The sequence below is a fragment of the Devosia sp. GW821-FHT12F11 genome (assembly GCF_058806655.1).
In genome coordinates this window covers 12,666-26,922 of the sequence record NZ_JBXAPX010000005.1, presented here as the reverse complement: position 1 = coordinate 26,922, position 14,257 = coordinate 12,666, and the positions used below count along the sequence as shown (strand labels likewise).

Annotated in this window: 14 protein-coding genes; 11 read left to right on the top strand and 3 right to left on the bottom strand. The window is 67.6% G+C overall.

The features are described 5' to 3' along the window. Nucleotides 1-44 precede the first annotated feature (44 nt). Together AC1ROK_RS15495 and ilvD are read left to right on the top strand one after the other, a co-directional pair. Nucleotides 45-2,342, top strand: coding sequence for a Tex family protein (locus AC1ROK_RS15495; RefSeq protein WP_492848428.1), 2,298 nt, complete (start codon nt 45-47; stop codon nt 2,340-2,342). 467 nt (nt 2,343-2,809) lie between these two features. Next, on the top strand, nt 2,810-4,657 hold the full coding sequence (gene ilvD, locus AC1ROK_RS15490) for a dihydroxy-acid dehydratase (RefSeq protein WP_492848426.1): 1,848 nt from the start codon (nt 2,810-2,812) through the stop codon (nt 4,655-4,657). 208 nt (nt 4,658-4,865) lie between these two features. Here the strand turns inward: ilvD and AC1ROK_RS15485 are convergent, their stop codons facing one another. Continuing rightward, on the bottom strand, nt 4,866-5,198 hold the full coding sequence (locus AC1ROK_RS15485) for an ArsR/SmtB family transcription factor (RefSeq protein ID WP_492848424.1): 333 nt from the start codon (nt 5,196-5,198) through the stop codon (nt 4,866-4,868). A 75-nt stretch (nt 5,199-5,273) separates the two neighbouring features. Here AC1ROK_RS15485 and AC1ROK_RS15480 point away from each other — a divergent pair, with 75 nt between their 5' ends. The 3 genes from AC1ROK_RS15480 to AC1ROK_RS15470 all read left to right on the top strand — a co-directional run bounded on the left by AC1ROK_RS15480 (nt 5,274) and on the right by AC1ROK_RS15470 (nt 7,016). Further along, nucleotides 5,274-5,489, top strand: coding sequence for a YgaP family membrane protein (locus tag AC1ROK_RS15480; RefSeq protein WP_492848422.1), 216 nt, complete (start codon nt 5,274-5,276; stop codon nt 5,487-5,489). Nucleotides 5,490-5,656: 167 nt separating this feature from the next. Continuing rightward, nucleotides 5,657-5,992, top strand: a complete 336-nt coding sequence (locus tag AC1ROK_RS15475; RefSeq protein ID WP_492848420.1) for a protein tyrosine phosphatase family protein — start codon at nt 5,657-5,659, stop codon at nt 5,990-5,992. 322 nt (nt 5,993-6,314) lie between these two features. Continuing rightward, nucleotides 6,315-7,016 carry a VIT1/CCC1 transporter family protein gene (locus AC1ROK_RS15470; protein WP_492848418.1) on the top strand — a complete coding sequence of 234 codons (702 nt, stop codon included), beginning with the start codon at nt 6,315-6,317 and terminating at the stop codon, nt 7,014-7,016. Nucleotides 7,017-7,179: 163 nt separating this feature from the next. Here the strand turns inward: AC1ROK_RS15470 and AC1ROK_RS15465 are convergent, their stop codons facing one another. Together AC1ROK_RS15465 and AC1ROK_RS15460 are read right to left on the bottom strand one after the other, a co-directional pair. Further along, a complete protein-coding gene (locus AC1ROK_RS15465) occupies nt 7,180-7,698 on the bottom strand; it encodes a Dps family protein (protein ID WP_492848416.1) in 519 nt (172 codons plus the stop codon). A 26-nt stretch (nt 7,699-7,724) separates the two neighbouring features. Further along, a complete protein-coding gene (locus AC1ROK_RS15460; RefSeq protein WP_492848414.1) occupies nt 7,725-8,786 on the bottom strand; it encodes a cupin domain-containing protein in 1,062 nt (353 codons plus the stop codon). 183 nt (nt 8,787-8,969) lie between these two features. Here AC1ROK_RS15460 and AC1ROK_RS15455 point away from each other — a divergent pair, with 183 nt between their 5' ends. From AC1ROK_RS15455 to AC1ROK_RS15430, 6 genes are all read left to right on the top strand, one after another. Further along, nucleotides 8,970-9,659 (top strand): YoaK family protein, encoded by a 690-nt coding sequence (locus tag AC1ROK_RS15455; protein WP_492848412.1) that lies wholly within the window; start codon nt 8,970-8,972, stop codon nt 9,657-9,659. A 156-nt stretch (nt 9,660-9,815) separates the two neighbouring features. Next, nucleotides 9,816-11,345: a sensor histidine kinase gene (locus AC1ROK_RS15450; protein WP_492848409.1), complete on the top strand. Its 1,530-nt coding sequence runs from the start codon at nt 9,816-9,818 to the stop codon at nt 11,343-11,345. After that, nucleotides 11,342-11,995 carry a response regulator transcription factor gene (locus tag AC1ROK_RS15445; protein ID WP_492848407.1) on the top strand — a complete coding sequence of 218 codons (654 nt, stop codon included), beginning with the start codon at nt 11,342-11,344 and terminating at the stop codon, nt 11,993-11,995. The genes AC1ROK_RS15450 and AC1ROK_RS15445 overlap by 4 nt, the downstream gene beginning before the upstream one ends. Nucleotides 11,996-12,124: 129 nt before the next feature. Beyond that, on the top strand, nt 12,125-12,484 hold the full coding sequence (locus AC1ROK_RS15440) for a response regulator transcription factor (RefSeq protein ID WP_492848405.1): 360 nt from the start codon (nt 12,125-12,127) through the stop codon (nt 12,482-12,484). A 102-nt stretch (nt 12,485-12,586) separates the two neighbouring features. Further along, nucleotides 12,587-13,423, top strand: coding sequence for an alpha/beta fold hydrolase (locus AC1ROK_RS15435; protein ID WP_492848402.1), 837 nt, complete (start codon nt 12,587-12,589; stop codon nt 13,421-13,423). A 366-nt stretch (nt 13,424-13,789) separates the two neighbouring features. Then, the gene (locus tag AC1ROK_RS15430; RefSeq protein ID WP_492848400.1) at nt 13,790-14,245 is read left to right on the top strand and encodes a PH domain-containing protein; all 456 of its coding nucleotides are present in this window, start codon (nt 13,790-13,792) and stop codon (nt 14,243-14,245) included. Nucleotides 14,246-14,257: the final 12 nt, after the last annotated feature.

Here is a 14,257-nt window from a genome sequence, read left to right as displayed (position 1 = left end):
CGGAGGCGACTATGGTCGCGCCAGCCAAACCAACAAGTAGCCTCATGTCCCAACTCGCCACCCGCATTGCCGCCCAGATCGCCACCGAGATCGCCGCCCGCCCCGACCAGGTCCGGGCTGCCGTGGAACTGCTCGATGGCGGCGCCACGGTGCCGTTCGTCGCGCGCTACCGCAAGGAAGTGACCGGTGGCCTTGATGACACCCAGTTGCGCCTCTTGGCCGAGCGGCTGACTTATCTCCGCGAACTGGAAGCCCGCCGCGCCGCGATCCTCAAATCGATCGACGAACAGGGCAAGCTCACGGTCGAGCTGACCGCCGCCATCACTGGCGCGGCAACCAAGGCCGAGCTCGAGGACCTGTATCTGCCGTTCAAGCCCAAGCGCCGCACCAAGGCCGAGATCGCCAGGGAACGCGGCCTTGGTCCGCTCGCCGAGGCCATCCTCGCCAATCGCAGCGCCGATCCCCAATTGCTCGCCGAAGGGTACATCACTGACGAGGTGCCGGGCAGCAAGGAAGCGCTCGAGGGGGCCCGCGACATCGTCATCGAGGGCCTGTCGGAAAACGCCGCCCTGCTCGGCCAGCTGCGTGCCTATATGCGCGACAAGGCCATGCTCAGCGCCAAGGTGCTCAAGGGCAAGGAAGAGGCCGGGGCCAAGTTCTCCGACTACTTCGACCATTCCGAACGCTGGAGCAAGGTCGCCGGCCACCGGGCCCTCGCCATGATGCGCGGCCGCGACGAGGAGTTCCTCAGCCTCGAGATCGAGGTGGATGCCGACGTTACCGACCCGATCAAGCCCGCCGAGCGCTTCGTTGCTGCCGCGCTCAATGCACAGGGTCATGGCGCGGGCGACAAATGGCTCCGTGAAGTGGCGGGCTGGGCCTGGCGCACCCGCCTGCGCATCACGCTTTCCATCGACCTGATGGTCGAGCTGCGCGAGCGCGCCGAACTCGAGGCCATCGGCGTCTTCGCTCGCAACCTCAAGGACCTGCTGCTGGCGGCCCCGGCCGGCGCCCGCGCCACCATGGGGCTCGACCCCGGCATCCGCACCGGCGTCAAGGTCGCGGTCATCGACCCCACCGGCAAGCTGCTCGACACCGAGACCATCTACCCCTTCCCGCCCCGCAACGACGCGCTGGGCGCGCAGGCCGCCATCAAGCGGCTGATCGAGAAGCACGGCGTCGAGCTCATCGCCATCGGCAATGGCACTGGCAGCCGCGAGACCGAGAAGCTGGTCGCCGACCTGATCGAGCGCCTGCCGGCGCCGAAGCCGACCAAGGTCATCGTTTCGGAGGCCGGGGCGTCGGTTTATTCCGCCTCCGAGCTGGCCGCCGCCGAGTTCCCCAACCTCGACGTGTCGCTGCGCGGCGCCGTGTCCATCGCCCGCCGTCTGCAGGACCCGCTGGCCGAACTGGTCAAGATCGAACCCAAGGCGATCGGCGTTGGCCAGTATCAGCACGATGTCGACCAGTACCGCCTCGGCCGCTCGCTCGACGCCGTGGTCGAAGACGCCGTGAACGCCGTCGGCGTCGACCTCAACACCGCCTCGGCGCCGCTGCTGTCGCGGATTTCCGGGCTTGGCCCGTCGGTCGCCGAAGCCATCGTCACCCACCGCGACGCCAATGGCCCGTTCCGCTCGCGCAAGGCGCTGCTCGAAGTGCCGCGCCTCGGCCAGCGCACCTTCGAGCAGAGCGCCGGGTTCCTCCGCATCACCGGCGGCTCCGAGCCGCTCGATGCGTCCTCGGTGCACCCTGAAGCCTATGGCGTGGCCCGCAAGATCGTCGCCGCCTGCGGCCGCGACCTCACGCGCATCATGGGCGACAAGTCGGCCCTCTCGGGGCTCGACCCGCAGCGCTTCGTCGATGACCGCTTCGGCCTGCCGACCGTGCGCGACATCCTCGCGGAACTGGAAAAGCCCGGCCGCGACCCCCGCCCCGCCTTCAAGACCGCGACCTTTGCCGACGGCGTCGACGATATCAAACACCTCAAGCCCGGCATGCTGCTGGAAGGCACCGTCACCAACGTCGCCGCCTTTGGGGCGTTCGTCGATATCGGCGTGCATCAGGATGGGCTGGTGCACGTCTCCCAACTGGCCGACAAATTCGTCAAGGATCCCCACGAGGTGGTCAAGGCCGGCGACGTGGTCAAGGTCCGCGTCGTCGAAGTCGACGTGCCGCGCAAACGCATTGGCCTCAGCATGCGCAAGGAGATCGACCCCTCCGCCCCGCGCGACCGCCCCCGCGACCAGCCGCTTCGCCCCAACCAGCGCGTCCCCCAGGAGGCCCCTCGCAGCACCGGCTCCCTGGGCGACATGCTCAACGAAGCCATGCGCAAGAAGAAGTAAAGTGAGGCGGCGACTGTGCTGCAGACGCCGCTGTCGAATCCGGCGGCGGCACTGCGCCCTTCAGCGCGATCGAATAGATCGCGTCGGCCATCGACACGTCAGCGGCCGCCTCGTGGCGTTATATGTTCTGACATGTGCATTTGATGAACACATATGCAGATGCATATCTACCGTGCTCGGCATCGAAACCGGCGATCTGAGGCAGCTACTCCGGTGCACGGCCTGCCCCCCTGCCGCTGCCGGATAGCCACCTCGACGCTGAGCCTCAGGAAAAATGCGGGGCCATCGACCAGGCAAACGGCAGTTGCTTCTCCTGGCGCACCAGCCACACCCGGCCTTGCAGCCCCGAGATCGCGCAGCGGTGAGCAGGTCGGCGCTTGAACTAGACGATTCGCCGGCTCGCAGCCTTGTGCTTCGCCCGCCCGTGTGGAATTTGCTCTGCAGTCCTACCAGACGGAAATGACACCATGCCCCAGTACCGTTCCCGCACCACCACTCACGGCCGCAACATGGCGGGCGCCCGCGGGCTCTGGCGGGCCACCGGCATGAAGGACAGCGACTTCGGCAAGCCGATTATCGCGGTGGTCAACTCGTTCACCCAGTTCGTTCCCGGGCACGTCCATCTGAAGGACCTCGGCCAGCTGGTGGCGCGCGAGATCGAGGCGGCCGGCGGCGTCGCCAAGGAGTTCAATACCATCGCGGTCGATGACGGCATCGCCATGGGCCACGATGGCATGCTCTATTCGCTGCCCTCGCGCGAGCTGATTGCCGACAGCGTCGAGTACATGGTCAACGCCCATTGCGCCGACGCCATGGTCTGCATCTCGAACTGCGACAAGATCACGCCGGGCATGCTGATGGCCGCCATGCGCATCAACATCCCCGTCGTCTTCGTCTCGGGCGGCCCGATGGAAGCCGGCAAGGTCGTGCTCGCCGGCCAGCTCCAGGCGCTCGACCTCGTCGATGCCATGGTCGCCGCCGCCGACGACAAGATCTCCGACGGTGACCTCAAGGCCATCGAGGAAGCCGCCTGCCCCACCTGCGGGTCGTGCTCGGGCATGTTCACCGCCAACTCGATGAACTGCCTCACCGAGGCGCTCGGCCTGTCGCTGCCCGGCAATGGTTCGACGCTCGCCACCCATTCCGATCGCAAGCGCCTGTTCCAGGAAGCCGGCCACCTGATCGTCGACCTCGCCCGCCGCTATTACGAGGAGGACGATGCCGCGGTGCTGCCGCGCTCGATCGCCACCAAGGCGGCCTTCGAGAACGCCATGGCGCTCGATATCGCCATGGGCGGCTCGACCAATACGGTCCTCCACATCCTCGCGGCCGCGCAGGAAGCGGAAGTCGATTTCACCATGGACGACATCGACGCCCTGTCGCGCAAGGTGCCGGTGCTCTGCAAGGTCGCCCCGGCCAAGGCCGACGTCCACATGGAAGACGTGCACCGCGCCGGCGGCATCATGTCGATCCTCGGCCAGCTCGATCGCGCCGACCTGCTCAACCGCTCCGAGCCCACCGTCCACACCGCTACCCTCGGCGATGCACTCGATCGCTGGGATATCTCGCGCACCAATTCCGATGGCGTGCGCAACTTCTACATGGCCGCCCCCGGCGGCGTGCGCACCACCGAGGCCTTCAGCCAGAGCGCCCGCTGGAAGGACCTCGACCTCGACCGCGCAACGGGTGTCATCCGCTCGGCCGAGCACGCCTTCTCCAAGGATGGCGGCCTCGCCGTGCTCAAGGGCAACGTCGCGCTCGACGGCTGCATCGTCAAGACCGCCGGCGTCGACGAGTCGATCCTCAAGTTCACCGGCCCGGCCCGGGTGTTCGAAAGCCAGGACGCGACCGTCAAGGCGATCCTCTCCAACGAGATCAAGGCCGGCGATGTCGTCGTGATCCGCTACGAAGGCCCGCGTGGCGGCCCCGGCATGCAGGAGATGCTCTATCCGACGAGCTACCTGAAATCGAAGGGCCTCGGCAAAGCCTGCGCGCTGCTCACCGATGGGCGCTTTTCCGGCGGCACCTCGGGGCTCTCGATCGGCCACGTCTCGCCCGAGGCGGCGGAAGGTGGCGCCATCGGGCTGGTGCGCGAAGGCGACATCATCGAGATCGACATCCCCGGCCGCACCATCAACCTCAAGATCTCGGACGCCGAGCTGGCGAAGCGCCGCGCCGAGCAGGACAAGCTGGGCTGGAAGCCGGCCGCTCCGCGCAAGCGCAACGTCTCCACGGCGCTGAAGGTCTACGCCCAGTTCGCCACCAGCGCCGCCAAGGGCGCGGTGCGCGATCTGAGCCGCCTGCCGGAACTCTGAGTGGGCCGGGGGCCTGCGACACCGCTCGTCGCGGTGCGGGGCCCCTGTTCAGGGCGTGACCGCCGGGCGTTCGCCGTGACGCGACCGGTCACGGACCCGGGGCCGTCGATCCGAAACTAAATCGCGAAGTCAGGCGGCATACACACGCCGCGCGGATCACCGCGGTGCCGCTGCCACGACTGCGCTGCCCCGGCGGCAGGCGCAAGACCTATGAAACGCGGTCCTGCAGTTCGGCAGACGCCTCGCCCGGCATGCAATAGATGCTGTAGAGCGTGGTCAGGATGCTGGCCACGCCGGCCGAGGCGAGGCGGTATCTGATCATCTGGCCGTCGCGCCGGGTCGCCACCAGCCGCAGGGCGCGCAGTTTCGACAGATGTTGCGACAGCGGCGATTGCGCCAGTTGCACGCGCTCGGATAGCTCGCCGACGCTGAGCTCCTCATCCAGTAAATTGCACAGGATCAGCAGCCGCTTGGGATTGGCCATGGCGGCAAGCAGTTCGGCCGCCTCATCGGCGCGGGGTTCGAGTTCTGCGATATTCATGTTGACATATTAGAATATTCGAATATATGTGTCAATGAGAATGTACCCGCAGATGGCCACACTGAAAGGCCCGTCATGTCGAACCTTGGAAACCTGGACCGCATCATCCGTTTCATCCTCGGCGCCGTTCTCGTCGGCGCCCCGTTTCTCACCGCCTGGCCGATCTGGTCGGAGGGGCTGGCGTTCTGGGGCGCCCTCATCGTCGGGGTGGTTCTGATCGCCACCTCCGCCCTGAGCTTCTGCCCGATCTATGCAGCATTGCGCCTCAGCAGCAAGCGCCGGCCCACCTGACCATCGGGAGAGACGGGATGACCGTCAAGCCAATTCCGCTGGCCCGAACCTGCCGTCCAACCCGAAGATGCCGTTCAGCGCAGCTAACGGTGCCCGTGAACGCCGTCTGACTGCCAAAACCCCACACGAACCATCTCCCCCTCCCCCAGCCCCAAAAAGGCAAGATCATGAACCACCGTAAGCTCGACGCCGACTTTGCCATTGCCGGCCAGATCACCCCCGAACAGGTGCAGGCCATCGCCGATGCCGGCTTCAAGTCGATCCTGTGCGCCCGCCCCGACGAGGAAGAACCCGGCCAGCCGAGCTTTGCCTCGATTGCCGGCGCGGCCGAACGGGCCGGCCTCGCCGCCGTGCATATCCCCGTTTCCGGCAGCCTCACCGAAGGGGCGCTGATCCGGGCCGAGCAGGCGTTCAAGGACCTGCCCAAGCCGATCTTCGGCTATTGCCGATCCGGCGCGCGCGCCGGCTCGCTCCACAGCGCCATCAAGGACGCCGTGCGCTGATCGCCTCATAAGGCCAGGCCCCTGCCGGGCCCTCTCGAGAGGGCCGGTGCGGCTGGGCCTGGCCTCCTCGGCGGCGGCTCCAACCTCCCCCGTGCCATTGCCGGCCTCGTCGAGCGCTCACCGGCTGGCGTGTTCGTCGCCGGCGGCGTGCTCGGGGCCTTTGCGGCAAATCAAATCTCGAGGGCTCGCGGACTGCTAAACACCCTGTTCGCGACGCTCATCTTCAGCGTGGCTGCGTATATGCTGTGCCGCCTTCGGCGCTGCGGCATAAGGCAGGCATCGTCGAATTGCGGTGTCGGCTGGCACGACGGAGGACCTTTCCATGAGCAGGCTGAAGACCCACACCGAAGATCACCAGGTCGGCCGCATCGGCTGGCTCAGGGCCGCGGTGCTCGGCGCCAATGACGGCATCGTTTCGACGGCCAGCCTGATCATCGGCGTGGCGGCGGCCTCGGGCGACAAGGGCGCCATCCTGGTCGCCGGGGTGGCCGGGCTTGTCGCCGGCGCCATGTCGATGGCAGCGGGCGAGTATGTCTCGGTGAGCTCACAATCCGATACCGAAGCGGCGAGCCTTGCCAAGGAGACCTGGGAGCTGGCCAACCAGCCCGACGCGGAGCACGCCGAGCTCACCGCCATCTATGTGGCGCGCGGCCTCGATGAAGGGCTCGCCGCCCAGGTTGCCACGCAGCTGATGGCGAGCGATGCGCTGGGCGCTCATGCGCGCGACGAGCTCGGCCTGTCGGAGGTTTCCACCGCCCGCCCGGTGCAGGCAGCGCTCACCTCGGCCGTGACCTTCGCCGTCGGAGCGGCGTTGCCGCTGCTTGCCGTTCTAATTGCGCCCGGCGCCTGGCTCATCTGGGCCGTCGCGCTCGCCTCGCTGGTATTCCTCGGCGCGCTTGGCGCCGTCGGCGCCGCCGCGGGCGGCGCTTCGCCGTGGAAGCCGACCGTCCGCGTGGTGTTCTGGGGCGCTCTCGCAATGCTGATCACCGCCGCCATCGGCGCCCTGTTCGGCACCGTCGTCTAGAGCGAGATCAGGAAAGGTTGCAGACCTTTCCGGTTCGATCTCGCGACAACACACTTGGAGCAGGAGTGCGATTCAACGAAACGCAATCCTGCTCCAGCGCGTTTGAGGCCGGGCACGGCCGGGGCCGGCGGCACAGGTGCCGCCGCCGGACCGCTGGACTGGACTAGACGCTGACTCGCCCCGTCTCGAACAGGAACCAGGTGCGGCGTTCGGCCTCGTCGATCCACACTTCCACCAGGCTGGTCGTGGCCGAGTCATTGTGGCCGGCGGCCAGTTCGTGCACGGCGCGCAGCAGGCTGACGAAGCGCGAGTTGTCGTCGGCCAGTTCGGCCAGCATGTCGGCCGGGGTGACGAACTCGGCGTCGTTGTCGCTGAGGCGCTGCAGGCGGCTGATCTGGCCGATCGAGCGCAGCGTGCTGCCGCCGATCTTGCGGGCCCGCTCGGCAATGTCGTCGGTGATGGCGAAGATCTGGTCGGCCTGCTCGTCGAGCAGCAGGTGATAATCGCGGAAATGCGGGCCCGACATGTGCCAGTGGAAATTCTTGGTCTTGAGGTAGAGCGCGAAGGTATCCGCCAGCAGAGCGGTCAGCGCGGCGGCGATGTCCTTGACGGCGGCTTCGCCGAGATCGGTGGGGGTGTGGAGCGGCGCGGCGCGCAGTTCACGGATGCGGGTGGTGTCCATTTGGTTTCTCCTTGGAGGTTTTTCGGTCAGGCGACCGGGTCGATCGGGTTGATGCGGTTGACGAGCAGGGGATCCTGTTCGGTGAAGGGAAAATCGGGGAGTTCGGCGCGCGATACCCTCAGCGTTGCGGCCAGCACCTCGCGCGGAAAACTGCCGACCAGGGTGCGAAAGCCGATATCGCCAGGGTCGGCGCGATCAAAGAAGATCAGGAAGTGGGCGTCGCCGGCGCCGATATTCTCGATGTGGTGCGGATAGGCCGGCGGGATGAAGTAGACGTCGCCGCTGTGCAGCTCGTAGGTATCCATCGTCCCGTCAGGGTCGAGGATGGTCATCCGCGCCTGCCCTTCCAGCACATAGCCCATCTCGGCGGTTGCCGGGTGCCAGTGCGGCTCGCGCATGCCGGTATCGGAGATGCGCACCGAATACATCGCGATATCCTCGAGCACCGGCCAGAGCCCCGCCTTGGTCTGACGGGCGGAGCCGGCGGCGGAGTCGATCTGCGGCAGGTTGGTCTCGACCCGGTATTTCATCGCATCGACATGCAGCGCCTGCGGCTCGATCTCGGCCTCGCCCGCCACATGGACGATTTCGGGCTCGATGGGGAGCGTCGCGATGCCGCCGATCTCGCTGAAGAACGCGGCCGGCGCGTCGAAGGTGTTGCCGAGCACCGCGGGGCTCATTGCCGCGAAGCTGCCGCCGAGGCCGAAATCCTCGGGCTTTTCATGCGTGAAGGCGAGGATGAACTCGGCCTCGGCCGGGCCGATGTTGCGGATCGAGTGGAGGCTGCCGCTCGGCGCGAAGAACATATCGCCCGGCCGGACGACGAAGCTGTCGCGAACCGCATGATTGCGCACGATGGTGACCAGCGCCTCGCCACGGACGCAGTAGCCGAGCTCGTGGGCATTGGCGTGCCAATGCGGCTCGCGCAGCCCTTCAGGCGCCAGCAGCAGCCGGCGCAGCGACAGCCGCTTCAGCAGCGACAGCGCCGTGCTGTCGATATGCACGGTCGATCCCGACGCGTTCGAGTAGCTGGGCGGCTGCAGGCCGATCGAAGCGACATGCCGCGAGGAATTGGGTTTGAAGTCCATGTCTCGTCTCCTCAGGTCTCGTTGACCATCGGAAGGTGGACCGAACGCCGCGCCGGCTGAATCGTCGGCAGGTTTGCCTGGCTCATACCTGAGTACAGGGTCGGGCCAACCAGCGCACGATGGGTTCCCGATCCGGGCGGGGGTTAGCTCCAATCGCAGCAGCCCAGCGAACGGAGACATCCCATGGAGCGCTCGATCAACGCCGGCAACCGCACCGGCACCAGCTATGAAGGCCTCGCGCCATTGCTGGCCTTCGTTGCGGGCTATGTGGACGCCACGACATTTCTCGCCTTCGGCGGCTTGTTCGTCGCCCAGGCCACCGGCAGCCTGGTGGTCGCGGGCTCCGCCTTCGAAGTCGGCGGCGCCGATGTGCTGAAGCTCGCCGCCATCCCCGCCTTCGTCCTCGCCGGCGTGCTGACCACCGCGGTGGTGCGCAGCTTCGGGACCGAGCGGGAGCACGCTCTGGCCGCGGCCCTCTTCATGGAGGCGGCGCTGGTCGCCGGGCTGGCGCTTTCGGCGCTGCTCACCCCCGGCGATCCGCTGCTGCCGGGGCTGTTCGGCCTCGGCGCCATGGGCGTGCAGAGCGCGCTGGTCCGGCTGCTGCTGAGCAGCGGATCGACCAACGTGATGACCACCAACCTGACGCAGCTGTCGATCGATCTCGAGGGCGCCCTTGCCGGCTTCGCCCGCCGCCGCACCGATCGCGCCGCGTTGGCATCGCTGCGCCGGGTGGCGCTGCTGGTGCTCGGCTTTCTCGCCGGGGTGCTGGTCGGCAGCGTCGGCTTTCACATTGCCGGCAGCGCCGGGGTGGTGCTGATGGTGGCCGTGCTCGCCGCGCTCTCGCTATGCGCCTGGATCCACGCCCTGCCCTGACCCGATCCAAGACCCAAACTTCTGTATGATGGCAAATCTCCTCCGCCGCGACACATTGCCGGCGGTCGGCCCGCCGCACTATCGGAGTGCATTCGGTCAGGGCATGATCGAACGGCGGGCCGACCGGTAGCCCGGCATTGGAGGACGTGAGCGTCGATGTCGTCTCGAGCAGCCGCACCAGGTCGGGCAGCACCAGGTGGCAAGCGCGCGCGCCCACTGATCGGGGCCAACGGCTATCGCCTCAGCGCCGCGGCGCTGGCGCTCGCCATCTTCCTCTTCGATACCCTGTCGCCGCTCGAGGGCGCCGTGGCCGTGCTCTACGTGCTCGTGGTGTTCATGGTGGCGCGCACCGGCAGGCGGACCGAGATCATCGTCGCCGCCGGCGCCTCTATCGGGCTTACGCTGCTGGCCTATGTCATCTCGCACGGCATCAGCCACGCCGGTTCGCCCACCCTGCGCGCCCTGGTCAGCATCGCCGCCATCGGCGTTGCAGCTCTCCTGGCGCTGCAGAACCAATCGGCCACCGCCACCCTGGTGCGGAGCGAACGGCGCTACCGCCGGATGTTCGACGCCACCCGGATGGGCGTGATGGAGGAGGATTGGTCGCGCGTCCGCGCCGAGCTGGCCACCGCGACGCCGGCCGATCTCGAGGCGCGGGCGCCGGGGCTGATCCGCATCGTCGACGCCAACCCGGCCTTTCTCGCCATGGTCGGGGCCGACGCGGGCACCTTCGGCGGCACCGTCGGCGATATCCTGAGCGCCGGCGACCGCACCTTTGCCGGAGCTCTCGCCGCCTTCGCCCGCGGCGACACGCATTACGAGGGCGAGACCGAGATCATCGGCGCCGATGGCCGGCGCGTGCCGGTCCTGTTCGCCATCACCTTTCCCGCGACGCCCGAGGACGACGGCAACGCGCTGGTCTTTTTGGTCGACATCACCGAACGGCGCGAAGCGCATGACGCCCTGCACCTGGCCCAGAGCGAGCTGGCGCACGCCGCCCGGGTGGCGACACTGGGTGAACTGACGGCCTCGATCGCCCACGAGGTCAACCAGCCGCTGATGGCGGTGGTGACCAATGGCGAGGCCGGCATGCGCTGGCTGCGCCGCGACCCGCCCGACCTCGAGGAGGTCGAGACGGCGATGGGCCGGGTGATCTCGGAAGGCCGGCGCGCCAGCGATATCGTCAAGCGCATCCGCGCCTTCCTCAGCAAGGCGCCGGCCGAGCCGGCCGAGCTGAGCGTTGCCTCACTAGTCGAGGAGGCATCGGCGCTGGTCGACCGCGAGCTGGCCCGGGCCGGCGTGCAGCTCAGCATCAAGGCGCCGGATGGCTTGCCCACGATCCTCGGCGACCGGGTGCAGCTGCAGCAGGTGCTGGTCAACCTGATGGTCAATGCCAGCCAGGCCATGGCCGACCAGCCCGGCGACCGCCGCCTCGCCGTCGAGGCCTCGGCCGGCGGCGGCCGGGTCGAGATCACCGTCTCCGACACCGGCCCCGGCATCGCGCCCGAGAACCTGCAACGCCTGTTCGATCCGTTCTTCACCACCAAGGCAGACGGCATGGGCATGGGCCTCGCCATCTGCCGGACCACCGTCGAGGCGCATGGTGGCACCCTCACCGTCGAAAGCACGCCGCCCCATGGCGCGACCTTTCGGCTGTCGCTGCCGGCAAAGGAGGCCAGCACATGATCCGCCACACATCTGGGCAAGGCGGTTCGGCGCCGCCGGCCACGGCGCCGTTCGTCGCGGTGGTCGATGACGATCCCGCAGTGCTCGAGGCGCTCGACAGCCTGCTGCGCTCCATCTCGCTCGCCACCCGGCTTTTCGCCTCGCCGGCCGAGCTGCTGGCCGCACAACTGCCCGATGCGCCCGGCTGCATCGTGCTCGACGTGCGGCTGCCGGGCGTCAGCGGGCTGGATTTCCAGGGGCAACTGGCCGAACGCGGCATCGGTCGGCCGATCGTGTTCATGACCGGCCATGGCGATATCCCGATGAGCGTCCGCGCCATGAAGGCGGGCGCGGTGGATTTCCTGTCCAAACCCTTCCGCGACCAGGACATGCTGGATGCCATCACCGCCGCCATCGAACGCGACCGGCAGCAGCGGGCGGCCGCCGCGAGCCGCAGCGACCTCACGGCGGAGTTCGAAACCCTGACGGCGCGCGAGCGCGAGGTGATGACCCACGTGGTGGCGGGCCTGATGAACAAGCAGGTGGCCGGCATTCTCGGGCTCAGCGAGATCACCGTGAAAATCCATCGCGGCAACGTCATGCGGAAGATGGGCGTTCGGACGCTCGCCGACCTGGTGCGCAAGGCCGAGGCGCTCGGCATCAAACCATGAGGGGCAAGGAGCAAACCTGCGTATGATTCCGCCGTGCCCGCCACTCCGCCATAAGCGATAGGCACGCAAGGCTCGGCCACATGGTCGCGCCGCCGCGGCACGAGAAGTTTGTCATGCCCGAAGTTTGTCATGCCCAGTGAAAAGACCATCGCCATCGTCGACGACGACGAGGGTGTCCGCGTTTCCCTGGCGAGCCTGCTGCGCTCATCCGGCTACCGGGTCAGCACCTATGGCTCGGCCATCGAATTCCTTGCCGGCGGCGAACGGCCCGACTGCATGGTGGTCGATATCCAGATGCCGGCCATGCCGGGCGACGAGCTGCAGGCCGCGCTGATCGCCGCCGGTCGCTTCATCCCGATGATCTTCATGACGGCGTTTCCGACCGCCGCGGTCCGCGATCGCGTGCTCGCCGCCGGTGGCCGGGCCTTCCTCGAAAAGCCCGCCGATGCCGATACCCTCGTCCACGCGGTCGAGCAGGCGGTGGCCTGACATACCTTGGTATGAGTGCGCCACCAGAGCGTAGAATTCGGCCGCCGACGAACTGGCACTAGGCTTCCTCCCGTTGCATCAACTCAACGCAAGGAGCAGCAGATGAGCAGCGGCTACATCACCACCAAGGACGGAACCGAGATCTTCTACAAGGACTGGGGCAGCAAGACCGCCCAGCCCATCGTCTTCCATCACGGCTGGCCGCTATCGGCCGATGACTGGGACGCGCAGATGCTGTTCTTCTTCCTCAAGGGCTATCGCGTCATCGCGCATGATCGGCGCGGCCACGGGCGCTCGAGCCAGACCGACACCGGCAACGAGATGGATACCTATGCCGCCGACGTCGCCGAACTGGCCGCCGCGCTCGACCTCCGCAACGCCATCCATATCGGCCATTCCACCGGCGGCGGCGAGGTGGCCCGCTATGTCGCGCGCCACGGCAAGGGCCGGGTGGCCAAGGCCGTGCTGATCGGCGCGGTGCCGCCGATCATGGTTCAATCCGCCGCCAATCCGGGCGGCCTGCCGCTCTCGGTGTTCGACGGCTTCCGCACGGCGCTGGCCGCCAACCGCTCGCAGTTCTACCTCGATGTGGCGTCCGGCCCGTTCTACGGCTTCAACCGGCCCGGCGCGACCGTCATCGATGGCGCCATCCGCAACTGGTGGCGGCAAGGCATGATGGGCGGCGCCCAGGCGCATTACGAGTGCATAGCGGTGTTCTCGGAAACCGACTTCACCGAAGACCTCAAGGCCATCGACGTGCCGGTGCTGGTGTTGCACGGCGAGGACGACCAGGTGGTGCCGATCGCCGATTCCGCCCTGCTGTCGATCAAGCTGCTGCAGCACGGCACGCTCAAGACCTATCCGGGCTTCCCGCACGGCATGGCGACCACCCACGCCGACACGATCAACGCCGACCTCCTGGCGTTCATCGCCGGCTGAAGCAGCGCGGCGGTCACCAACCCCGGTGACCGCCGCGATAGTCTCGAGTTCACGGGGACGGCCGGCGCCGGGGTGGGTGCCCTGCCCCAGCCCTGCTGCGCCCCTCGCGGCCGATCCATCAGGCTGCACGTCCCACCGGCGGCCAGCGGCAACCCATGCGTTGATGCGGGTCGAGCCTGCGCCCTTCGACCTCCCCCAACCCGCTCTCGACACCTCATCGCGCCAGGGGCATGCGACTTGCCCTTGCCCATCTATTAGGGAACAGCACGTATCGTCGCCGAAAGCCCGGCGAAGGTTGAGTCGAGCACCTGCCCCGACAAGCGCGGGCGCGCGGCGGTGGGCGTTGATAGCGGAAGGGCCTCTGAGATGGGCTATGTCGAAAGCGTTCTCAAACCCGACGAGCAGGTGCTGGCCATCGGCCGCATGCACTGGATCGTCTACCTGCGCGGCCTGATCCTCGCCGCCATCGGGCTGATCCTCATCCTCGCGCCGATCGGGTCGAGCCTCGCCATCGCCTTTGCCATCCTGGGCGCGATTGTCCTGCTGTTCGGCCTCTGGAGCCTCACCGGCGCCTGGATCGAACAGGCCACCACCGAAATCGCCGTCACCACCCGCCGCGTCATCCAGAAACGCGGCCTGATCCGCCGGCAGACCGGCGAGATGAACATGGAAAAGGTCGAGTCGGTCATCGTCGACCAATCCATCCTCGGGCGCTTGCTGGGCTATGGCTCGATTGTGGTGCGGGGCACGGGGTCGGGGATCGAGGGGCTGCACTTTATCGCGGACCCGATTGGGCTGAGGAGTTCGATTGTGGTGCGGTAGGCGACTGCAGCT

Coding starts and splice junctions, on each gene's coding strand:
- AC1ROK_RS15495 (WP_492848428.1), top strand. CDS start 45: ATGTCCCAACTCGCCACCCGCATTGCCGCCCAGATCGCCACCGAGATC.
- ilvD (WP_492848426.1), top strand. CDS start 2,810: ATGCCCCAGTACCGTTCCCGCACCACCACTCACGGCCGCAACATGGCG.
- AC1ROK_RS15485 (WP_492848424.1), bottom strand. CDS start 5,198: ATGAATATCGCAGAACTCGAACCCCGCGCCGATGAGGCGGCCGAACTG.
- AC1ROK_RS15480 (WP_492848422.1), top strand. CDS start 5,274: ATGTCGAACCTTGGAAACCTGGACCGCATCATCCGTTTCATCCTCGGC.
- AC1ROK_RS15475 (WP_492848420.1), top strand. CDS start 5,657: ATGAACCACCGTAAGCTCGACGCCGACTTTGCCATTGCCGGCCAGATC.
- AC1ROK_RS15470 (WP_492848418.1), top strand. CDS start 6,315: ATGAGCAGGCTGAAGACCCACACCGAAGATCACCAGGTCGGCCGCATC.
- AC1ROK_RS15465 (WP_492848416.1), bottom strand. CDS start 7,698: ATGGACACCACCCGCATCCGTGAACTGCGCGCCGCGCCGCTCCACACC.
- AC1ROK_RS15460 (WP_492848414.1), bottom strand. CDS start 8,786: ATGGACTTCAAACCCAATTCCTCGCGGCATGTCGCTTCGATCGGCCTG.
- AC1ROK_RS15455 (WP_492848412.1), top strand. CDS start 8,970: ATGGAGCGCTCGATCAACGCCGGCAACCGCACCGGCACCAGCTATGAA.
- AC1ROK_RS15450 (WP_492848409.1), top strand. CDS start 9,816: ATGTCGTCTCGAGCAGCCGCACCAGGTCGGGCAGCACCAGGTGGCAAG.
- AC1ROK_RS15445 (WP_492848407.1), top strand. CDS start 11,342: ATGATCCGCCACACATCTGGGCAAGGCGGTTCGGCGCCGCCGGCCACG.
- AC1ROK_RS15440 (WP_492848405.1), top strand. CDS start 12,125: ATGCCCAGTGAAAAGACCATCGCCATCGTCGACGACGACGAGGGTGTC.
- AC1ROK_RS15435 (WP_492848402.1), top strand. CDS start 12,587: ATGAGCAGCGGCTACATCACCACCAAGGACGGAACCGAGATCTTCTAC.
- AC1ROK_RS15430 (WP_492848400.1), top strand. CDS start 13,790: ATGGGCTATGTCGAAAGCGTTCTCAAACCCGACGAGCAGGTGCTGGCC.